The 20,703-nt window shown below is 65.1% G+C and carries 24 protein-coding genes and 1 pseudogene; 17 read left to right on the forward strand and 8 right to left on the reverse strand.

Translation table 11 applies throughout. The features are described from left to right. Window positions 1–4 precede the first annotated feature (4 nt). Window positions 5–709 carry a TetR/AcrR family transcriptional regulator C-terminal domain-containing protein gene (locus P8R59_RS00115; RefSeq protein WP_239277153.1) on the reverse strand — a complete coding sequence of 235 codons (705 nt, stop codon included), beginning with the start codon at window positions 707–709 and terminating at the stop codon, window positions 5–7. Between the two features lie 385 nt (window positions 710–1,094). On the opposite strand from P8R59_RS00115, the gene P8R59_RS00120 reads away from it, so the two are divergent. From P8R59_RS00120 to P8R59_RS00165, 10 genes are all read left to right on the forward strand, one after another. Beyond that, window positions 1,095–1,613: a hypothetical protein gene (locus P8R59_RS00120; protein WP_308192659.1), complete on the forward strand. Its 519-nt coding sequence runs from the start codon at window positions 1,095–1,097 to the stop codon at window positions 1,611–1,613. Between the two features lie 59 nt (window positions 1,614–1,672). Further along, entirely contained in the window at window positions 1,673–2,464 is a 792-nt protein-coding gene (locus P8R59_RS00125) for a DUF2382 domain-containing protein (protein WP_138173527.1), read from the forward strand. A gap of 151 nt (window positions 2,465–2,615) precedes the next feature. Beyond that, window positions 2,616–3,392: a mechanosensitive ion channel family protein gene (locus P8R59_RS00130; RefSeq protein WP_138173525.1), complete on the forward strand. Its 777-nt coding sequence runs from the start codon at window positions 2,616–2,618 to the stop codon at window positions 3,390–3,392. A gap of 182 nt (window positions 3,393–3,574) precedes the next feature. Beyond that, window positions 3,575–3,955 (forward strand): DUF2382 domain-containing protein, encoded by a 381-nt coding sequence (locus P8R59_RS00135; protein WP_138173523.1) that lies wholly within the window; start codon window positions 3,575–3,577, stop codon window positions 3,953–3,955. A 145-nt stretch (window positions 3,956–4,100) separates the two neighbouring features. Further along, window positions 4,101–4,310, forward strand: coding sequence for a hypothetical protein (locus tag P8R59_RS00140; protein ID WP_138173521.1), 210 nt, complete (start codon window positions 4,101–4,103; stop codon window positions 4,308–4,310). Between the two features lie 207 nt (window positions 4,311–4,517). After that, on the forward strand, window positions 4,518–5,114 hold the full coding sequence (locus tag P8R59_RS00145; protein ID WP_070434801.1) for a recombinase family protein: 597 nt from the start codon (window positions 4,518–4,520) through the stop codon (window positions 5,112–5,114). A 7-nt stretch (window positions 5,115–5,121) separates the two neighbouring features. Beyond that, window positions 5,122–5,556, forward strand: coding sequence for a helix-turn-helix domain-containing protein (locus P8R59_RS00150; protein ID WP_160897566.1), 435 nt, complete (start codon window positions 5,122–5,124; stop codon window positions 5,554–5,556). Window positions 5,557–5,739: 183 nt separating this feature from the next. Next, window positions 5,740–6,354 carry a TetR/AcrR family transcriptional regulator gene (locus tag P8R59_RS00155; RefSeq protein ID WP_084603825.1) on the forward strand — a complete coding sequence of 205 codons (615 nt, stop codon included), beginning with the start codon at window positions 5,740–5,742 and terminating at the stop codon, window positions 6,352–6,354. Between the two features lie 34 nt (window positions 6,355–6,388). Next, the gene (locus P8R59_RS00160; protein ID WP_045247274.1) at window positions 6,389–7,246 is read left to right on the forward strand and encodes a 3-hydroxyacyl-CoA dehydrogenase; all 858 of its coding nucleotides are present in this window, start codon (window positions 6,389–6,391) and stop codon (window positions 7,244–7,246) included. Between the two features lie 26 nt (window positions 7,247–7,272). Beyond that, entirely contained in the window at window positions 7,273–9,066 is a 1,794-nt protein-coding gene (locus P8R59_RS00165) for an oleate hydratase (protein WP_160897567.1), read from the forward strand. A gap of 70 nt (window positions 9,067–9,136) precedes the next feature. Here the strand turns inward: P8R59_RS00165 and P8R59_RS00170 are convergent. Beyond that, window positions 9,137–10,345, reverse strand: a pseudogene (locus tag P8R59_RS00170) (ISL3-like element ISPfr18 family transposase); the annotation flags it as partial. A gap of 138 nt (window positions 10,346–10,483) precedes the next feature. Here P8R59_RS00170 and istA point away from each other — a divergent pair. From istA to P8R59_RS00190, 4 genes are all read left to right on the forward strand, one after another. After that, complete coding sequence (gene istA / locus P8R59_RS00175; protein ID WP_278100875.1) at window positions 10,484–12,139, forward strand: IS21 family transposase; 1,656 nt, start codon at window positions 10,484–10,486, stop codon at window positions 12,137–12,139. Further along, on the forward strand, window positions 12,136–12,945 hold the full coding sequence (gene istB, locus P8R59_RS00180) for an IS21-like element helper ATPase IstB (RefSeq protein WP_278100876.1): 810 nt from the start codon (window positions 12,136–12,138) through the stop codon (window positions 12,943–12,945). Before istA ends, istB begins: the two co-directional genes overlap by 4 nt. Before the next feature lie 311 nt (window positions 12,946–13,256). Further along, entirely contained in the window at window positions 13,257–14,078 is an 822-nt protein-coding gene (locus tag P8R59_RS00185) for a hypothetical protein (protein WP_278100877.1), read from the forward strand. Then, the gene (locus tag P8R59_RS00190) at window positions 14,075–14,464 is read left to right on the forward strand and encodes a GntR family transcriptional regulator (RefSeq protein ID WP_278100878.1); all 390 of its coding nucleotides are present in this window, start codon (window positions 14,075–14,077) and stop codon (window positions 14,462–14,464) included. Before P8R59_RS00185 ends, P8R59_RS00190 begins: the two co-directional genes overlap by 4 nt. Before the next feature lie 591 nt (window positions 14,465–15,055). Here P8R59_RS00190 and P8R59_RS00195 read toward each other — a convergent pair. From P8R59_RS00195 to P8R59_RS00205, 3 genes are all read right to left on the reverse strand, one after another. Then, on the reverse strand, window positions 15,056–15,388 hold the full coding sequence (locus tag P8R59_RS00195; RefSeq protein ID WP_160897569.1) for a hypothetical protein: 333 nt from the start codon (window positions 15,386–15,388) through the stop codon (window positions 15,056–15,058). A gap of 467 nt (window positions 15,389–15,855) precedes the next feature. Then, window positions 15,856–16,458 carry an Asp23/Gls24 family envelope stress response protein gene (locus tag P8R59_RS00200; protein ID WP_278100879.1) on the reverse strand — a complete coding sequence of 201 codons (603 nt, stop codon included), beginning with the start codon at window positions 16,456–16,458 and terminating at the stop codon, window positions 15,856–15,858. Further along, window positions 16,455–16,988, reverse strand: a complete 534-nt coding sequence (locus P8R59_RS00205; RefSeq protein WP_237488854.1) for an RNA polymerase sigma factor — start codon at window positions 16,986–16,988, stop codon at window positions 16,455–16,457. Before P8R59_RS00205 ends, P8R59_RS00200 begins: the two co-directional genes overlap by 4 nt. Window positions 16,989–17,191: 203 nt before the next feature. On the opposite strand from P8R59_RS00205, the gene P8R59_RS00210 reads away from it, so the two are divergent. From P8R59_RS00210 to P8R59_RS00220, 3 genes are read left to right on the forward strand one after another with little or no spacing between them, the layout of a single operon-like run. Continuing rightward, window positions 17,192–17,512 (forward strand): hypothetical protein, encoded by a 321-nt coding sequence (locus P8R59_RS00210; protein ID WP_108320231.1) that lies wholly within the window; start codon window positions 17,192–17,194, stop codon window positions 17,510–17,512. Window positions 17,513–17,565: 53 nt separating this feature from the next. Next, window positions 17,566–17,781 carry a hypothetical protein gene (locus P8R59_RS00215; protein WP_237488855.1) on the forward strand — a complete coding sequence of 72 codons (216 nt, stop codon included), beginning with the start codon at window positions 17,566–17,568 and terminating at the stop codon, window positions 17,779–17,781. Between the two features lie 53 nt (window positions 17,782–17,834). Then, a complete protein-coding gene (locus tag P8R59_RS00220; RefSeq protein ID WP_160897572.1) occupies window positions 17,835–17,993 on the forward strand; it encodes a hypothetical protein in 159 nt (52 codons plus the stop codon). A 31-nt stretch (window positions 17,994–18,024) separates the two neighbouring features. Here P8R59_RS00220 and P8R59_RS00225 read toward each other — a convergent pair whose 3' ends face one another. The 3 genes from P8R59_RS00225 to P8R59_RS00235 form a co-directional block, all read right to left on the reverse strand. Then, complete coding sequence (locus P8R59_RS00225) at window positions 18,025–19,155, reverse strand: YihY/virulence factor BrkB family protein (protein WP_278100880.1); 1,131 nt, start codon at window positions 19,153–19,155, stop codon at window positions 18,025–18,027. A 324-nt stretch (window positions 19,156–19,479) separates the two neighbouring features. Beyond that, a complete protein-coding gene (locus P8R59_RS00230; RefSeq protein ID WP_160897573.1) occupies window positions 19,480–20,169 on the reverse strand; it encodes a response regulator transcription factor in 690 nt (229 codons plus the stop codon). Window positions 20,170–20,339: 170 nt separating this feature from the next. Then, on the reverse strand, window positions 20,340–20,651 hold the full coding sequence (locus P8R59_RS00235; protein WP_160897574.1) for a hypothetical protein: 312 nt from the start codon (window positions 20,649–20,651) through the stop codon (window positions 20,340–20,342). Window positions 20,652–20,703 lie beyond the last annotated feature (52 nt).

Genomic DNA, 20,703 nt, shown 5'->3' on the forward strand with positions numbered 1-20,703 from the left:
CTGGTTACTGTGACAGTTCGCGGTCGAGCCGGTCCAGGAGCACTTCGAGGGACACTTCGAATTCTTCTTGGCTGCGGTCCTGACTGAGCAGGGGACGCAGCCGCACCACTTCATCGGCGTTGTCCAGCGAGATGCTGCCGTCGTGTTGCGGGATGCTCGCGTCCCCTTCGTCCAGCGGTTCCTCCACCGGGCCCGTCTGAGCCCCACGGACCGCGGATTCCAGAAGGAGTTGTCCGAGCAGGAAGCTGCTGAAGGACCGGTAGGCGCCGACGGCCTGCGCGTCGGTGAACCCTTGGCCGATCAGGGCGGTCAGGAACGTGTTGACGACCTCGACGCTGCGCAGCGGAGGGCGCAGCCAGGGCGCCGCCGGGTGCCGGGTGGCCACCAGGGGGAAGGCCATGGGGTGGTCCATCGCGATCCGGCGGACCTCGTGGGCAACGGTCTGCAAGAAGGCCTGCCAATGCGCCCCGGTCTCTTTCTCGAGCGCGGATGTCAGGTCGCTCATCAGCAGCGCGACCACCGCCTCAAGGAGGTCCTCCTTGCCATGCACGTGCCGATACAGCGACATCGCTTCGGTATCCAGTCGGTGCGCCAGGGTCCGCATCGACAAGCCCTGCGCGCCCGATTCGTCGATCATCTCCAGCGCGTTCTTCACGATCAGCTCGCGGCTGAGTCCTTTGGGCGACGATCCCGCCGCGCTTTTACTCACAAAGCACCTCCATGTCAATCCTCGCCTCACGGTCGCCGCAGGCCGCTTACGGTGTACGCAGGGCGCGGACCCTCCGGAACCCGGCCAGCCGGAACTAGGTGCGAAGAGACGTTCGCACCTAGTTCACACGCATCACAAATGAATCACAACGTCAGCGACGCGCGGTCCTTCCCGGCGTCGTGATCCTCGACAAGGCAGCGTCCGCGTCATCTCGCATGGGCCGCGGAACGAGAAGTGAGAAGAGCTCATGTCAGATAACCGCACGAACGACTCTTACGACCGGCGGGACACGACGTCCCCGTCCGCGACTGCCGCTCATGCGGTCGGTGGCGGGGGCAGCACCCGTGAGGAGGTGCTGGAGAGGGAAAAGGAACAGTTCGGGGGGATGAAGTTCGGTTCCGCGTTCTTCGGCTGGCTGACCGCCACCGGCACCGCCGTCCTCCTCACCGCGCTGCTGGCTGCGACCGGCACCGCCGTCGGATTGGGCAACCAGGTCGACCCGGGCGAGGCCGCCGATGCCGCAGCGGAGAACGCGGCCACGATCGGCATCATCGGCGGGATCGTGATTGCCCTGATCCTGCTGATCGCGTATTTCTGCGGCGGATATGTCGCCGGGCGGATGGCACGTTTCGACGGCGTCAAGCAGGGAATCGCGGTGTGGCTGTGGGCCATCATCATCGCCGTGGTGCTGGCGATCATCACCGCCGTCGCCGGTGCCCAGTTCAACGTGCTCGGCAACCTGAACAGCTTCCCCCGCATCCCCATCGGCGAGGGCGATCTCACCGCGGGCAGCATCATCACCGCCATCGTCGCGGCGCTGATCGCGCTCGGCGGTGCGATCCTCGGCGGCCTCGCCGGGATGCGCTACCACCGCCGTGTCGATAGGGCCGGCCTCGGCCGCTGACCCACCACACCCTGAGCTCCCGGGCGCCCGTATCGGGAAGAAAGAAGAGAACCATCACCATGATTGACACCACCAACATCAACGACCTGATCGGCGCCGACGTGTACGGCTCCGACGACGAGAAGATCGGCTCGGTCGGCCAGGTATATGTCGACGCCGAAGCACAGACCCCGACGTGGGTCACCATCAAGACCGGCCTGTTCGGCACCTCGGAAACCTTCGCCCCGCTGGACGACGCGTCTTTCGATGGTTACCAGGTCCGTGTCGCATACCCGAAAGATACGGTCAAGGACGCCCCGCGAATTGACAGCGACGGGGAGATCAGCCGCGAAGAAGAAGACGCGCTATACACCTACTACGGCAACGGCACCGCCGCCCCTGACGCGGCACTGTATGACCAGGACATCGACCGGGGCAACGCCGCTCCCCGTGACACGGAGGGCTACGACACCTCCGGTCCCACCACCGGCGATGCGATGACCCGGTCTGAGGAGCAGCTGCACGTCGGAACAGAGAAGGTCGAGACCGGCCGAGCCCGGCTGCGCAAGCACATCGTCACCGAGCAGGTCACCAAGACCGTCCCGGTCAGCCACGAAGAGATCACCGTCACCCGCGAACCCATCACCGACGCCAACCTCGGCGACGCGATGGCCGGCGGGGAGCTCACCTCGGAGGAGCACGAAGTGGTCCTCACCGGGGAGCGAGTCGTCACCAGCAAGGAAACCGTCCCGGTCGAGCGCGTCAGACTCGGCACCGAGACGGTCACCGACCAGCAGCAGGTCACCGAAGACGTGTCTCACGAAGAGATCGAGCTGATCGACCCCGACGCGGACAGCACCCCTTCGAAGTAGACCCCCCCTGTCGTGCCGGTCAGTTCAGAGCGGGCTCCTGGCCGGCACGACTTCACCCACCCCTGACCCCGCCGCAACAATCGCAATTCCGTTGACACCCTCGAGCCCACTCGGTGTGCGTCACCAATCCCTCTGAAAGAGAGTCACCACTATGAATATCCCTGTCATCCTGCAGGACGCGTTGGCCGCGGTCATCACGTTCGTCCCGCTCGCCCTGTTGTTCCTGCTGATCCTGATCGTCGGCCTCATCGTCGCGAAGCTCATCTCCAAGGGGCTGGAGAAGCTCCTCGAAAAGGTCGGCTTCGACCGTCTTGTCGAACGCGGCGGAATCAAGAAGGCACTGGCCAAGTCGAAACTGGACGCGTCCGACATCGTCGGGAAGATCGTCTACTACACGCTCGTGCTGTTCGTGCTGCAGTTCGCGTTCGGTGTGTTCGGACCCAACCCGGTCAGCGACCTGCTGGAAGGCATCATCGGGTTCCTGCCGAAGATCATCGTCGCGATCATCATCATCGTGATCGCCGCCGCCATCGCCGCCGGCGCGAAGGGGCTCATCCAGAACACCCTGGGCGGGCTGTCGTACGGGAAGATCCTCGCCAACATCGTCGCGATCTTCATCCTGTTCCTCGGTGTCACCGCCGCGCTGAACCAGATCGAGGTCGCCACGACCGTCACCACCCCGATCCTCATCGCCGTGCTCGCGATCATCGCCGGTGTGATCATCGTCGGCGCCGGTGGTGGACTGATCAAGCCCATGCAGCAGCGTTGGGAAGCGATGCTGACCAAGGCCGAAGAAGAGGCGCCGAAGATCCAGCAGGAAGCCAAGAACGCGCCCAGCGTTACGGAGCAGGCCAAGCAGGCGAAGGACCAGGTCCAGAACGCCACCCGCACCCAGCCGCAGCGTCCCACGCTGCCGCCCCGGGTCTGATCGCCCCGGAACACCGCGTGGTGCTGGTCCCGCTCCCTGGCGGGGCCAGCACCACCCCTCTCTGACAGGAAACCACCCATGCACAAGCTGATCCGCTTACTTCCGATCCTTCTTCCCCTGGCGCTGAAGCTGTTCCGATCGCGGCCGGGTGGTCGCCAGGCCGGCCCGCCCGCACCGCGGCGATGACCCCGACCGACGATCCGGAACTGGTGCGACACGAGGAACACCTTCACGTCAGCACCGAAACAGTCCCCGTCGAGGCGATCCGAATCGAGAAGGTCATCGTCACCGAAACGCGCACGTTCACCGCAGACGTGCGCCGCGAGGAACTCCGCATCACCCGCGCACCCATCACCGGCCAGAACAGTCGGAGCTCGGTATCGTCGAACGCACCGACGCTACCGATCGTGATCGTCTTGCGCGAAGAACAGCTGACCGTCACCACCCGCATCGTTCCGGTCGAGAAGATCACCGTGAACGTCGCCAACGTCATTAGCGAACAGCACGTCAGCGAACCCATCCGACATGAACACGTCGACGTCGTCGAACACCGCCTTCCATGACCGCGGCGTGGGCTAGTGCCGCCGGCCATCAGTCGTCAGCTCCGCCCGGAGACCCGCGGAATCACCATGTCCGGGTGAGGTTCTACGAAGGTTGCAGGCAAGCATGGAACACCACCGGCTGGCACGGACGAGCGCGGGAGGCGAAATGAGTGCGCGCATCTACCAGGTCATGGTTCGTGGCCGGATGAGCCCCGCGCTGACGGACTCGTTCACTGCGTTTGAGATCGACACCGACACGGACGGACTGACACGACTGATTGGCGACGTGCCCGACCAGTCGCACCTCCTGGGGCTGCTTACCGCCTTGAACGACCTCCACATCGAGATCGTCTCCGTCAACCCCGTAGCCCGCTGACACCAAGACCTGCGCTGACAAACACCACCGCCCGCCGGACCCCATCGGTGTCTCGAATATGTACAGCTAAATGAGACATGATGAGCGATGCGTCAAAGGGTGCCGTCGTCACACAATTTCGGGCGCTGAGAACGTCTCGAAAAGTTGCCTCATCGCGCTCTGCCTCACGGGGTCGCGCGACAGGAGTTTGTGAGGCATGCTGATCGGGTGAGGCTTCTCGGGTACACGCGCGTGAGCACCGTCAGTCAGGACGCGCGCCTGCAACTCGACGCCCTGGGCGCGACGGGTGTTGAGGCGAGGGACGTCTTCTCAGACGTGACCTCGGGCAGCCGTGCCGCGGTGCAGCGGCCAGGGATGAAGAGACTTCTGGAGTACGCGGAGCCCGGCGACACGGTGGTCGTCTGGCGCATCGACCGACTCGGGCGCTCCCTCATCGACGTGCTGAACACGGTGAACCTGCTGCGCGAGAAGGACGTGAAGGTTCGATCGATTTCGGATGGCATCGACCCCGAGACCTCGTCCGGGCGGATGATGCTGGGCATGCTCGCGACGCTGGCGGAGTACGAGCGTGAACTGATCACCGAGCGAGTCAACGCCGGCATCGCCGCGGCGAAGCAGGCTGGCACGCGCTTCGGCCGGCCACCCGTGGATCCGGGCGTCGTGAAGGAGAAGCTTGCGATCGTGCGAGACGCGCGCGCGAAGGGACGCACCGCCGAAGACGCAGCCCGACTGGTCGGATGGTCCAGAGCGACGCTCTACCGTCATCAGCACGCCACCGGCACCCCGGCAGCGGTCGGCGACTAGATGTGCCATGGACGCGCTGGCCCGGTGGCGGATCCTGCGTCTCCATGTCGAGGATGACATTCCCCTGGCCACGCTGGTCAGGGAGACCGGAATCGGTCTGCGCACCCTTCAACGCTGGAACCATGACTACGCGGTGGCGGGGATCGACGGGCTGAAACCGAGCGCGCGAGCGGACGCGGGGACCCGGCGCACCGACCCAGACCTGGTCGCGTTCGTTGAGCAGCTCGGACTCACCAAACCGCGTCCCGGGATGACGGCCTTGCACCGGCTCGCCATGGCCGAGGCCGACCGCATCGGGTGCGCCCGTCCAAGCTATTCGACGGTCCGGTCGATCCTGCACCGCCTTGACCCGGCACTCGTGACCCTCGCGCTGGACGGCCCAGCCGCGTACCGGGACCGACACGAGCTAGTGTTCCGCCGCCGACCGCGAGCCTACAAGTAAGGTGACCCTTACTTCAACCCATCGCGGCGGCCCGCGGACGCGGAGTGAGCAGAAGCGGGCACGAAGGCACCGAACGCAAGACGTCCACCCCCATTGCGGCGTGCACTCATTAATGAGTACGATCCATTTCAGAAGGAGGAACGGATGTCCGCTACGAACGCAGTCAGTCGAAGGTCGAGGTCGATGGAGGCCAAGCAGCGGCGGATCTCCGAGGCGGCAGCCGAACTGTTCGACGCCGAGGGCTTCAGCGCCGTGACCACCCAGCAGATCTCGGACCGGGCAGACGTGGCCGCAGGCACTCTGTTCCGGTACGCCGCTTCGAAGAGCGAGTTGCTGTTGATGGTCTACAACTCCAAGCTCGACGAGGCGCTTCGCGAGGGCCTGGAGCGCGCCGAATCGGTCAGCGACCCGGTCGAGGCCGTGGTCGCGTTGGTCGAGCCGCTCGTGACACGGGCGAGCGAGTCGCCGGAGAACGCGGCCACCTACCAGCGCGAGCTGCTCTTCGGGTCGCCGTCCGAGAGATTCCGGCTCGAGGGCCTCGCTCACGTGCAGGCCTTCGAGGAAGCACTCGCCGCGCGCCTGGTCGACAGCGACCGAGGACGCGGGGTGACCGACGACCACGACGCCGCACGCGTCGCGAGCAGCTCCGTCTTCGCCGTGGTCCATCTCGCAATCGCTCGGCTGTACACCGGCGCCCACCGCGGACACGATCTGCGAGACGACCTCCGCCACCAGATCGCGCAGATCGTGCGGGGGCTGGCGGCGACCCGCGAGGCAACCGGCGAACGTCGACCATGACAACCACACAGAACAGGAAATGAAGGAGAGCAGAATGAGCAGCATCCACAAGGTCACAGTCCTCGGCACCGGCGTCCTGGGATCGCAGATCGCGTTCCAGACGGCGTTCAGCGGCTTCGACGTCGTCGCCTACGACATCAGTGACGAGATTCTCGAGAAGGCGAAGTCACGTTTCTCGTCACTGGCAGAGACCTACAAGCAGGACGGCGTCGCCGGGGCCGCCGAGGGGAAGGCGGAGAAGGCGCTCGAGAACCTGACGTATTCCTCCGACCTGGCAGACGCCGTCAAGGACGCGGATCTGGTGATCGAGGCGATCCCCGAGGTCTTGAAGCTGAAGCAGGAGACCTACGAGAAGCTCGCCGAGGTGGCGCCGGAGAAGACGATCTTCGCGACCAATTCCTCGACGCTGCTGCCCAGCGACATGAAGGACTTCACCGGCCGGCCGCAGAAGTTCCTCGCTCTGCACTTCGCCAATCAGGTCTGGAAGTTCAACACCGGAGAGGTGATGGGAACGGACGAGACCGACCCCGCCGTCTTCGATGAGATCGTCGACTTCGCGGCCGAGATCGGCATGGTGCCGATTCCGATCCACAAGGAGAAGGCAGGTTACGTCCTGAACTCTCTCCTGGTGCCCTTCCTGAACGCCGCAGCCGAGCTCGCCGCCGGCGGATACGCGGAGCCGCATGACGTCGACAAGGTCTGGCGCATCGCGACCGGCGCCCCCATGGGGCCGTTCCAGATCTACGACGTCATCGGGCTGACCACGCCGTACAACATCATGTCGCACGGCAGCCCGGAGGCTCAGAAGATCGCCGCCTGGTTGAAGGAGAACTACATCGACAAGGGCAAGCTCGGCATCTCGACGGGCCACGGCTTCTACGACTACGAGTGACCAAGGAACAGAGAAGGAAGAAAAAGATGCGTTATACGAGCGGGAATTACGAAGCGTTCGCGCGGCCCCGCAAGCCGGCGGGTGTCGATGAGAAGTCGGCCTGGTTCGTCGGATCAGGGCTCGCGTCCCTATCCGGTGCCGCGTTCCTCATCCGCGACGGCCAGATGCCCGGGAACAAGATCACCATTCTCGAGGAGCTGAAGCTGCCCGGTGGCGCGCTCGACGGCATCAAGGAGCCGAAGAAGGGATTCGTGATCCGCGGCGGCCGCGAGATGGAGGACCATTTCGAGTGCCTGTGGGACCTGTTCCGCTCGATCCCGTCCCTCGAGGTAGAAGGAGCGAGCGTCCTGGACGAGTTCTACTGGCTCAACAAGGACGACCCGAACTACTCCCTGCAGCGCGCCACGATCGACCGAGGCCAGGACGCACACACCGACGGCAAGTTCGGCCTGAGCGAGAAGGCGCAGAAGGACATCGTCAAAGTCTTCCTCGCCACTCGCGAGGAGATGGAGAACAAGCGGATCGACGAGGTGTTCGGCAAGGACTTCCTCGAGAGCAACTTCTGGCTCTACTGGCGGACGATGTTCGCCTTCGAGGAGTGGCACTCCGCACTGGAGATGAAGCTGTACCTTCACCGGTTCATCCACCACATCGGCGGCCTGCCCGATTTCTCGGCGTTGAAGTTCACCAAGTACAACCAGTACGAGTCCCTCGTCCTGCCCCTGTACACGTGGCTGCTCGACCAGGGCGTGACGTTCCACTTCTCCACGCAGGTCACGGATGTCGACTTCGACATCTCCGCCGACGGTGCGCGCAAGCAGGCCACGCGTCTGCACTGGGTCTCGGGGCCGGAGGGAGCACCGGGAGACGGCGTCGACCTGTCGGAGAACGACCTGCTGTTCATGACGATCGGATCGCTGACGGAGAACTCGAACGAGGGAGACCAGCACACCCCCGCACGTCTGGACGAGGGCCCCGCACCCGCCTGGGACCTGTGGCGGCGGATCGCGCAGAAGGACCCCGCGTTCGGGCGTCCGGGAGTCTTCGCCGATCACATCCCGCAGACGAAATGGGAGTCGGCCACCGTCACCACCCTAGACGCGCGGATCCCGGCGTACATCGAGAAGATCGCCAAGCGCGACCCCTTCAGCGGGAAGGTGGTCACGGGAGGTATCGTCACCGCGCGGGACTCCCGCTGGCTCCTGTCATGGACCGTCAACCGGCAGCCCCACTTCAAGCAGCAGAAGCCCGACGAGATCGTGGTGTGGGTTTACGCCCTGTTCTCCGACGTGCCCGGGGACTACACGGGAAAGACCATTCAGGAGTCCACCGGTGAGGAGATCGCGCAGGAGTGGCTCTATCATCTCGGCGTCCCCGTCGAGGAGATCCCCGAGCTCGCGGCCAATGCTGCGAAGACCGTTCCGGTGATGATGCCCTACGTGACCGCGTTCTTCATGCCGCGGCAGGCCGGAGACCGCCCGGATGTCGTCCCGGAAGGATCGGTGAACTTCGCCTTCATCGGGCAGTTCGCCGAGTCCAAGGAGCGCGACTGCATCTTCACGACGGAGTACTCGGTGCGCACGCCGATGGAGGCCGTCTACACCCTGCTGGACATCGAACGCGGCGTGCCCGAGGTCTTCAACTCCACGTACGACGTGCGGAAGCTGCTCTCGGCGACCAGCCGGCTGCGCGACGGCGAGGAGGTGCATCTCCCCGGCGGCCCTATCGCCCGGAAGCTGCTTCACAACAAGGTGGACGACACGGAGATCGGTGCACTCCTCAGCGAGTACGGCCTGATCGCCGATCACAGCGACCACTGATGATCTCCTGATCCCTGGGAAAGGGGAGATCGGAGCCGGCAGAGCCGGTCCCGATCTCCCCTTTTTCGGCTCATCGCGAATGAGAGTGTAGGAGCGGTCTGAATCCGCCGGCTTCGAGGAGCGATCTGGCGACGTAGTGCGTGAGGTTCCGGAAGCCGAGGGCGGAACCGCGAAGGTGCTCGAGCCGGCCGTTGATGGCCTCCGTTGGGCCGTTGCTCGTTCCGGGGCGGTCGAAGAACGCGAGGATGTCCGCGGCGCGCTGCTTCAGTGTGCGGCCGAGGCGACGGACCTCTTTGAGCAGCGCGGGGACGCCGTTGCTGACAGAGTCGATCACCGCCCGCATCATCTCCTTCGCCTTGTTCTTGTCGGGTTCGCGGTAGGCGGCGACGATGCGCTGGTAGATGCCCCAGGTCGCTTCGACCTCGACGTGCTCCTCGGCGGCGAACACCGCGTCGAGCCGCGCGGTCTGCTTCTCGGTGAGGAAGCTCGCGCCGGTGTGGAGGGTGCGGCGGACCCCGTAGAGCGGGTCGCCGGCGTGACCGCGGTGCCCGAGGGTGTCTTGTTGGACGCGCTGCCTGGTCCGGTCGAGCGCGTCGCCGGCGAGGCGGACGACGTGGAACGGGTCCATCACCGGGACCGCGTCGGGGAGCTCTTCGGCCGCGGCGGTCTTGAACCCGGAGAACCCGTCCATCGCGACCACCTCGATCCGGCTCGACCACTCCGCAGGCCGGGCGGCGAGCCACTCCTTGAACACCTGCTTCGAGCGGCCCTCGACCATGTCCAGCAGCCTGGCCGGGCCCGTCTTGTTCCTCGTGGGGGTGAGGTCGATGATCACGGTCACGTACTTCTCGCCAAACCGTGTGTGACGCCAGACGTGCTCGTCGACACCGATCGTGGTGACCCCGTCGAACCTCGCCGGGTCGTCGATCAGGCGACGCTTGCCTTCGGCGATGATCGCGGTGTTCGCGGTATGCCACGACACCCCGAGCCCTGCTGCGGCGCGGGAGACGGTGAGGTGGTCGACCACGATCGCCGTGAGTGCCCACCCGATCCCGCCGCGGGAGATCTTCTCCCTCGGCGCCGCCGCCTTCGACGTGTCCTGCCGCCAGGTCCGGCGGCAGTGCGTGCACCGGTAGCGGCGCACCCGGACCAGCAGCGTCGTCGGCCGATGCCCGAACGGCTCACGCGCCAGCGGCCGCGTCACCGTGTCACGCGGCACGCCCTCCGCGCCGCACTTCCGACACCACGGGTCGTCCTCGACGACGCGGCACTCCAGCACCTGGCTCTGTCACGCTTAGCTGGCCCAGGCTTGTCGCTTTGATTTGGCCCAGCTCGTCGGCTGCCGGGGTGTCGTTGTCGGTCTGATTTGGCCCAGGGCTGAGGGTGTCCTCGTTCGGTATCGAGCGAGGAGGGGCCTGTGAGGTCGAGGGTGGAAGAGTTCGCCGAGATTCGTCGTGCGGCGCGGGTCGAGGGGTTGTCGATCAACGCGCTGGCGAAACGGTTCCGAGTGCATCGACGCACGGTCCGTCAGGCGTTGGAGTCCGCAGAGCCGCCGGCGCGGAAGACCCCGGTCCGGGCAGCGCCGAAGCTCGATGGGGTGCGGGAGCTTATCGACGGGATGCTGCGGCAGGACATCGACGCGCCGCGGAAGCAGCGGCAGACCGCGACCCGGATCTGGCACCGGCTCCTGGACGAGCACGGCGCCGATGTCGGCTACCCGACGGTGCGTGACTACGTGCGGTGGCGGCGGCCGGAGATCCTTGGCACCAGCGGGGTGTCGCGAGCGATGGTCCCGCAGGAACACGCGCCCGGCGCTGAGGCGGAGGTCGATTTCGGGGAGCTGTGGGTGATCCTCGCTGGGGTGAAGACAAAGTGCTACATGTTCGCGTTCCGCCTCTCCCACTCGGGGCGTGCCGTGCACCGCGTCTACCCGACGCAGGCGTTGGAGGCGTTCCTGGAAGGCCATATCGACGCGTTCGAGGAACTCGGCGGTGTCCCAACGCTGCAGATCAAGTACGACAACCTCTCACCCGCAGTCACGCAGGTTCTCTCCGGCCGGGCGCGGGTAGAGACCACACGGTGGGCGTTGTTCCGATCGCATTACGGGTTCGACGCGTTCTACTGCGAGCCCGGGATCAACGGGGCGCACGAGAAGGGCGGCATCGAGGGCGAGGTTGGCAGGTTCCGCCGCACCTGGCTCTCACCCATGCCCGTCGTCGCGTCCCTCGCCGAGCTCAACGCCCGGATCCGTGAATGGGATCTGCGGGATGAGAGACGGCGGATCGGGCAGAAGATCAGCACTGTCGCCCAGGACCTCTCCTCCGATCGGGAGCATCTCGCGCAGCTGCCGAGGGATCGGTTCGACCCGGGCCTGGAGCTCTACCCGCGGGTCGACAGGTCCGGGCTGGTGACGGTGCGGCAGGCGAAGTACTCCGTCCCGGTCCGGCTCATCGGCCGCAAACTCCGCGTCTCGCTGCGCGCGTCTGAGCTCGTCGTATTCGACGGCCGGCAGGTCGTGGCCCGGCATGAGCGGGTCATCGAACGCTACGGGCAATCCGTCCAGCTCGATCACTACCTCGAGGTGCTCCAGCACAAGCCCGGCGCTCTCGGCGGCTCCACCGCCCTCGCCCACGCCCGCAACACGGGCGCGTTCACTGGGCTGCATGAGGGGTTCTGGGCGGAATCGAGGAAGGTCAACGGTGATGCAGCCGGCACGAGAGAGCTCATCGACGTGCTCCTGCTGCACCGCACTATGCCGACCCCGGCGGTGCTCGCTGGAATCAGTGCCGCGCTCACCGTCGGCGCGGTCACTGCCGACGTCGTCGCCGTGGAAGCGCGCCTCGCGGCGGCCCAGCTCGAGAAAAATGACATCGCGCTCATCGAGGCGCCGACGTTGCCGAAGGTGGTGTCGCTCACGCAACGTCGTCTCACCGACCCGGCCGCGGTCATCGCCGGCCTCCCGCAAGACAACCGGCCCCTCCCGTCCGTCGCCGGCTACGACGCATTGCTGACCAAGAGAGCCGCGAAACACGCGGTTACCGCATCCATGAGTGAAGGAGCCTCCGGCGCATGAGTCCGACCCTCACGAACGTTACGACCACGCTCCGCCACCGCCGCGGCCTGACTGAGGAAGCCGCCGCGGCCGCCGTCGACTCCGCCTGCCGACGGCTCCGGCTGCCGACGATCCGGGCGGTGATGGAAGAGGCGACGCAGACCGCGAAACGGGAGCAACTGTCCTACCTCGGCTACCTCGCCGAGCTGCTCCTCGCCGAGGTCGACGACCGGGACCGCCGCTCCATCACGCGCCGGGTCCAGAACGCCGGCTTCCCGCGGCAGAAATGGTTGGGCGACTTCGACTACGACGCGAACCCGAACATCAACCCCGCCACCATCCACACCCTCGCGCAAGGCGACTGGATCCGCCGCGGGGAACCCCTCTGCCTCATCGGCGACTCCGGCACCGGCAAGTCGCATCTCCTGATCGGGCTCGGCACCGCCGCAGCCGAAAAGGGCTACCGGGTCCGATACACGCTCGCGACCCGGCTCGTGAACGAGCTCGTCGAAGCCGCCGACGATATGCAACTGAACCGCACCATCGCCCGCTACGGTCGCGTCGACCTGCTCTTGATCGATGAACTCGGCTACATGGAACTCGATCGCAGAGGCGCCGAACTCCTGTTCCAAGTCCTCACCGAGAGAGAAGAGAAGGCATCCGTGGCGATCGCGACCAACGAAGCCTTCAGCGGATGGACGAAGACATTCACCGACCCGAGACTCTGCGCGGCGATCGTCGACCGACTCACCTTCCACGGCACCATCATCGAGACCGGGACCGACTCATATCGACTCAACCACACCAGGAAGACGCCAGCGCGCTAGCGGTCCAGACGGCCGCCAGCATCCAGATCTTGTGCTCCTCATCTGGTACAACTTGTGATAGACAAGTGGCACAAGAGATTGGATGAGTGATGTTGATGAGCGGTGCGCGCATGTTCGACCCAGCCCAGTTGATCGCAGGAGCGTTCTCGCTACCTGCAGTCTCGTTCTTCGTGGCATTGGTCCTTGCGGCAGGTATAGGTCTCTACACGTCACGGGCTTCTGCTGCTGCACGGCCGCTTACCGCAGAGCCGCGATCAGTTCGAGCGCGATACGCACCCGAGCGGCGTGCGATTGGATGGGCCGCGGCCGGGGTGCTCGTCTTTTTCTTCGTTGACTACGTGATCCGCGGCTACATCCTCACTGGTGCGGATCGTCTTCATTGGTGGCGATTCACCACCCCGATCGCGTGCGCCATCATCGGTCTCGGCATCGTCCTCGCTTTCATCGTGACGAGGGGGACGACCCCGGCGGAGGTTCCCGTGATTTCGGCCGAACGTCGAAGCTGGGTGAGCTTCAGCTCCCGGTTCGCGCTCATCAGCCTGGGGCTCACGGCTCTGATCCTCGTGGTGACGACCGTTGCTGCCGGTCTCGCATCGTCACCCAACGTGCAGGGCCAATACGTCTGGCTCGTCATTCCCATCCCCAACGAAAGCACGATCGACCCGATCCGTCTGCCCTTCTACGGGTGGACCTACGGGCTGCCGGTGCTCACCAGCCTGGGTGCCCTGCTCGCCGTCGCCTGGTCCGCGTTCGATCGCAATGCGGCGCGCCCATACCTCCACACCGAGACCCTCATCGCCGAGCGGGCTGCGCGTCGAGAGGCCGCGCGCAACGTCACACGCGTGACAACGGCGGCGGTTCTTCTCACACTCGCCGGCGCCTGGCGTTTCATCGCAAACTCGGGATCGGTTTCCCACCTGACCGTCACGGGGCAGAACGGGGACAACCCCTACGACGCCGCCTGGCGATACGCCGAGCTCGCCGTCGCCGCGGGATGGTGCGCTCCCATTCTCGAGATCACCGGGTTCGTGCTGCTACTCCTCGTCGCTGGCAGTGGCCTGCGACGCCGCCCAGCGACCCGCCAACCATCGGCTCCGACCGAGACACCGGCGACCCTGGAGGCAACGCGATGACATCGCACGTCGTCGTCACCACACCCGAAGAGAGCAACCCAGCGATCGACATCTACCGGCAGCTTCGCGGGCTCATCGTCTCAGGCCAATTGGGCGCGAACGAGCGGCTTCCCACGGTGCGCCAGACCGCCGCAGACCTCAAAGTCGCGCAGGGCACCGCGGCGAAGGCCTACAAGATGCTCGAGCAGGATGGACTCGTCGTCACCCGGACCGCGGCCGGGACGCGCGTGGCAGACTCCGCCGCAGTGCTGCCTCAATCGGTGATCCGGCGAATCCGCGAACTCGTCGACGAAGCCGCCGCCACGAACACGGACCACGACGACGTGATCAATGTCCTCCGCGCGATACTGCAAACTCGATCCGGCAACGCGCACCATCCAGCCTGACGAACACAGCCCTTCAGAAGACACCATCTTGGATGGGCCAAATCAGGCCGTCCCCCCTGGGCCACAAGACGTTGACAAAGCCAAGCACCGCCCGATCAGGCTCGAGCAGCTGCCCGACGGCTTGAAGGCCGAGCTCGTCGAGACGGCAGAACGTGGTCAGGTCAGGGGTCGCGAACGTAGGGTGGTGCAAGTCGAGGTCTTCCGGCGGATGGTGAGCGTGAGAACTTCCATCCTGGAAGACCTCGACGCCTATCCGCGAACCAGCCGGCGGTCCCGGGCTACACCCTCAACTGCGAAGAGCCTCGAATGGACCAGGCTCGTGAGCCCTGAACTGTCGGTCGTCTCTCAACCGGTATTGGGGATGAAACAAAGTGCGGCAACCGAACTACTGCGCCGCATCGACGGTGATGAAGACGAGTTCCGCACAACCTTCTGTGACACAGAATTCGTGTATCGGGCCTCGACCGCACCGCCTCCTTCGGGGTAACGGCCAGGTCAACCGACGGTACATCCTGTTGGTGCAAAACCGATCGGGTTTTGCTCCAATACGGTTGTCGAAGGACATGTAGTCGCGCCTGCCGGGGCTGGCCTTCACCGAGATGCGGCGTGTGCTTGCTGAGCGGGGGCGGGTTCGGTCCAGTGGTCGAGGTCGATTATGAGGCCGCTGGTGCTGTTTGCTTGGGCGGCGAGTTGCTGGAGGTATGCGCCTACGAGGGGTGTTGCTTCGGGTGTGGTGTAGGTGAAGCGGAGGGGGATGTTGGGGTTCATCCAGATTGTGATGCGAGGTTCGGGGTTGGCACGTTGGGTCAGGGTGAGGGTGAAGTTCTCGCCGCGGCGGAGCTTGGTCGCGGCGATGACTTGGATGTAGTGCAGGAGGCGATCGTCGATGATGGCGTCGCTGTTGCTGTAGTAAAGGTTTCCCATGGGCCCTATCAGTCGGATGGTGGGCGCGCGCAGGGAGTGACGGGCCTGTCGCACGAGACGGCGGTGCCGCTCACATATAGAAGAGCACGACAGGGCCTGCTCCGTCACAAAAATGTTCGGACCCCGGGCGGAGGGTGTTCCTCAGATGGTGATGCTCGCGATTTGCACCGTGATGCGTGCGGATTTGTCGGGGTGTGCGGATCGCAGATGATCAGCGATGTCGCGGGCAATAGTGGGGGCGGGGCTGCTGTGGGTGGCGACTCGGGCCGATATGGTCGTTCGCTCGTTCGTGGTGCGTAGATTCACGATGGGCTCTGGGGCTGGTGAGGTGCCGAGGGTGGCAGCGATCGCTCGTGCGATTCGTGTTGGTGTGGGCGCTGAGGGGTACACGGCGGTAACTCCCGGAACGCTGAGGACGAGGGTGGTCAGGTCCTCCGGCTGCGGAGAGGGGGTGGGTTGTTCGCTACTCATCTGGCGTCGTCTCCTGCAGCCGCGTCGTGGATGTTTTCGACAGTGATGTTGAGGGCGTCGATGTGCAGCTCGGTGTGTTCGTGAAGGACCTTCATTACCTGTTCGCGGAGCTGGGTGAGCAGTGGTGGCATCGGCGTGCGTGTGGCGATGCTGACGGTGATGTTGACATGTACGGGGGCGTGTGGTGTGTCGGCTTCACCGGTGATTCGACATGCTCCGACCAGGATGCCGGGGATGGTGTCGCTGACGTCACGGATGAGGGCACGTACGGCTCCTTCGGTGATGCTGAGGCTCACCAAGGGGTCGGGGTGGTGCAGGGGGAGGTCGCGTCCGGCCCGAAGCTCGGCGCCGATGTTGTTGATGATGTCGTTCAGCCAGGACGGGGGAGGAGCAGGCACGGTATCGGCGTCGTGTGCGATCAGATCGCGGGAGAGGTGGGAGACACGCTCGAGAGCGCGCAGCGCGTTGACGCACTCCGGGCACTCCTCGATGGCGGGGTCGTAGGGGGTGCGGTCGTGGGCGAGGTAGGTGCTGAGCTCGTCGAGGGTTTTGCCGCAGTCCAGGACGGTGCGGTCGGAGTTGGTGTTGGTGTCGGTCATCGCCATCCCTCCATTCGGACTGTGATGTTCACTCGTGCTCGTGCGAGTTTGCCGCGTGCTTGGCCGGTGGTGACCCCCATTGCATCGGCAATGTCTTGGTAGCTCAGTCCCGCCACTTCGCGAAGGAGCCAGCATTGCCGCTGATCCTCGGGCAAGGCGTCCAACGCTTTGGAGAGTTCGCGCAGTTGCGCGTTGCGTATTGTCGTCTCCTCCGGGTCGTGTCCGGTGGCTGCATGGTCGGCCGGGAAGACTGTTTCCGGGGGGCGTTTTTTGAGGTGGGCGAATGCGCGTCTCGTGGCGATACGCATCATCCATGGCTTGGCTTGGCTCGGGTCACGCAGGGTGGGCAGTTTCTTCCAGGCGACGACGTAGGTGTCTTGGAGGATGTCGTCGGCGTCGGTGTAGCTGCTGACGATGCGAGCGATGTAGGCGCGCATGATGGGTGCGTGTCGGGTGATGAGGGTGCGAAAAGCGGCCACGTCCCCGTCGACTGCTCGCTGGACAAGCAAGTCGTCGGCTGCGGCGGCCAATCCTTGATTGGACGGAGAACCGCTGGTCGTGGTTGGGGGCATGGACTCCGCTTACCTTTTTTGTGACGATCGCACCGTGTCCGCGCTCATGTGTGTGACGGTGCCGCTGCACATGCAGCGAGTGAATTTATACCGTAAGTCGACCGGCTAAGTGCTGCTTGCCCGTCCAAGCCCTCGATCCACTCGTGGAAGGACCACCAGCTGTGACCACCTCCGACAACGACGCTGCTGCGGCGGCGAAAGACCGCTTCGAAGACGCCACCGACGCGCTGCAACACGCCTCCACGAACGGCAGCGACGGCACCGCTCGTTCCGGCAGTCACGTCGCTGACCATGTCTCCGTCGAGATCGACGAGGCGAAACAGCAGGCCGAATCCGCCATCGACACGACCCTGCAGTCTGCAGTGAACGCCGTGGAGGGAGCGCGCGCCACCTACCAGCGGGACCCGAAGAAGGCACTCATCACGGCCGGCGCCGTCGCGATCGGACTCGTGGCCCTCGTCACACTGCTACGCCGCCTCTAACAACTCCAGACCACCTATCGACCTCAGTCACACCCATAACGAAGGAGCAACCCATGTCCACTCCCACCAACGACGACGCGCAGCTGTCCGCCGACGAAGACTCCTACGAAGGCGCAGACGTCGAAGTCTCAACCGAGACCGACACCACCTCCAAGCCCGGCGGGCTCGGTGAAGACGGAACCATTCCGAGCGACCCTAACGGTGTCGCCGCCGGGCACACCGGCACCGCCTCCAACTTCAACCCGGAAGAGGATGAGGACGCGCACTGACTGTACGCTGCGCTGACAGCTCGACGAGCACGGAGAAGTTCGATGTCCCCGGTGTGGGGCCCGTGCTCGTCGAGCTGTGCGCGCATCACTTCACCCTCACGAACGAACGGATGATGCTGCTCGGCACCGTGACCCGCCTCACGGGCCGAGCCGTCGACGTCGTCGACTACGAACGTGTCGCGCAACACCTGCACGACATGGGGGTCATTTGAGGCTGCGCCAACGGGAGCGTCTGAGGGTGTGTTATCGGCGTAGTTGCCACCACTTTCGCCGGGGGTGTGGGCGTGGCGTTGACGGCTTTGGTGGGGAGGGCGCGTCAGGACCGTCGGCTGCTTCTTCGAGCCGGATTTGGCGGCCTTCTTTGACGTCGCTGCGCTCATTCTCGGCCTGTTTTTTGCTCTTTCGGGTGTCGCGGGCGGGCAGCTGAATGTCTTCTTCGGCGGCGATGCCGCCTTGCAACTGGCGGCCGCGTTCGAGTTCGGCGTCGAACTCGGCGCCGAACAGGAGGGCGAGGTTGGCGATCCACAGCCAGAGCAGGAAGATGATGACCCCGGCGAGCGAGCCGTAGGTGCGGTCGTAGTTGGAGAAGTTGGCGACGTAGATCCCGAAGCCGGCGGTCGCTATAGCGAGGGCAGCGATGGCGATGATGGCGCCGAGGCTGATCCAGCGGAACTTCGGCTGTTTGGCGTTGGGGGTGGCGTAGTACAGCACCGCGACGAGGAACACGATGACGAAGAGCATGACCGGCCATTTCGCGATGTCCCATGCGATTTGCACGCCCTGACCGAGGCCAAGGGCGTTGCCGATAGCGGTAGTGACATCACCCGAGATGACGAGACCGAGCGCGACGAGGACAAGCGCTACCACGGCAATGACGGTGACCAGCAGCTGCATCGGGCGCAGCTTCCAGAAGGGGCGTCCTTCGTCGATTTCGTAGATGCGGTTCATTGCACGGCTGAAAGCGCCCACGTATCCGGATGCTGACCAGAGTGCGAGGGCGATACCGGTGACGAGTGCGATACCGGCGCCTCGAGATGACGCGATCTGCTCGATCGGTTCGCGGAGCGTGTCAGCGGCGTTGGGGGCGACGTCTTGGATGATGCCGATGATGGCGTTGGCGGCGGCGTCGCCTTGGCCAACGACACCCAGTACGGAGAAGATCGCAATCAGCGCCGGAAATAGTGCGAGGACGGCGTAGTACACCAGGCCCGCGGCGGCGTCTGTGCACTGGTCAGCGGAGAATTCCCGCACTGTCTTTCGCAGCACGTACTTCCATGACCGCTTCGTCAGCTCGGTGGGAGAGTCTGGCTTCTCGTCAGCGTCCGGGTGCGGCGCATCCGCGCTGGTCTTATTGCCTGGTTTTTGCTTCAGCATGTCCGTCCCGAGGGTTCAGAGCACACCGCGCGTGTGCGGGCGCATTTCAGTGTCCGACATCAGGTGCCCCCACTGCAGGGGCTTGCCTGCCCACAGGCACCGCGTCCCGTGGGCTCAAGAGTCCTCGAGGCCGGTTCGCGAACGCGCAGCGTCTACGAGCTGATTTGCCTCGCGTCGCGAGTAGCCAGTACGGAGAATCTGGCGGAAATGACGCCGTTGATGCCGGGGTGTAGGGGTCGGCCATAAGCGATAGGGAGGTGTTCCGCCGTGCGGGCGGCCCGAGTTTGGCGGGCTCCCTTTGCCCGAGCATCGGCCTAGCCTCCCTTATTTCCTTGGCGCTTCCATCACGTAGCCGGCGCCGCGAACGGTGCGAATGAGCGGCTCCTGGCCGGCGTTGGTCTTCCTGCGCAGGTGATGGATGTAGAGCTCGACGACGTTGGAGCTTCCGCCGAATTCGTAGTTCCAGACGCGGTCGAGGATCTGCTCCTTCGACACCACGCGGCGTTGGTTGCGCATGAGGAAGCGCAGCAGCTCGAACTCCGTCGCCGTCAGCTGGATCTCGCGGTCGCCACGCACGACTTCGTGGCTGTCCTCGTTCAGCGAGAGGTCGCCGACGCGCAGGATGGGCTCGGAGTCGCGGGTGAGGGCGGTGCCCGCGCGTCGCATGAGCCCGCGGAGGCGTGCGACGACCTCCTCGAGGCTGAAGGGCTTGGTGACGTAGTCGTCGCCGCCGGCGGTGAGGCCGGCGACACGGTCGGCCACGGAGTCCTTCGCGGTGAGGAAGAGCACGGGGACGTCGTTGCCCGAGTGCCGCAGTCGCTGCAGGACCGCCATGCCGTCGAGGTCGGGCATCATGACGTCGAGCACGAGGGCGTCAGGTTCGAAGTCGCGGGCGGCCTGCAGGGCGTTGAAGCCGGAGCCGGCGGTGCGCACTTCCCAGCCCTCCATGCGCAGTGCCATCGACAGCAGGTCGGTGAGCATCTGCTCGTCGTCGATGACGAGCACGCGCGTCATTTCGCAACCACGACGGTGCCGGGGCTTTCTGCCAGATACGTCACAGACGAAGCATATGAGTGTCGGGCGGTCGTAATGCTGGCTTCAAGCGGCGCGAGGTCTGCACTGCTACCGCTTTGCGCCCCGGATTATTCGAAGCGGAACCGATCGGTTACGTGCCGTCGTGACGGTCAGATGATGTCGTAAGGCGACTCCTCATCGTCGAACACCTGCCCAGAATGGTTGCGCCACCCGCCGCCGCCGCCGTCGGCGAGGCCGCTATCAAGGCGCACTGTGGAGGAAGCGATGGTGATCGAACTTGCCGCCGCCGACACGAAGATGCTGAGACGTTCGCCCCCGTCCAGCGTGACCGTGATGAAGCCACCGCCGGCGCGCGTGGCGCCGAGAACCTGAGCCTCGATATCCCCGACGCTCTCCAACGGCGCGAGAGCATGGGTGGCACCATTCACGGTCAGCTGAACCCGTTCGATGCTCTGAGTCATGCGGTACAACGTAGATGTCGCTAGGTCTCACCGGCATCGGGGTTGCACCATC

Source organism: Microbacterium proteolyticum, assembly GCF_029639405.1.
GTDB lineage: Bacteria > Actinomycetota > Actinomycetes > Actinomycetales > Microbacteriaceae > Microbacterium.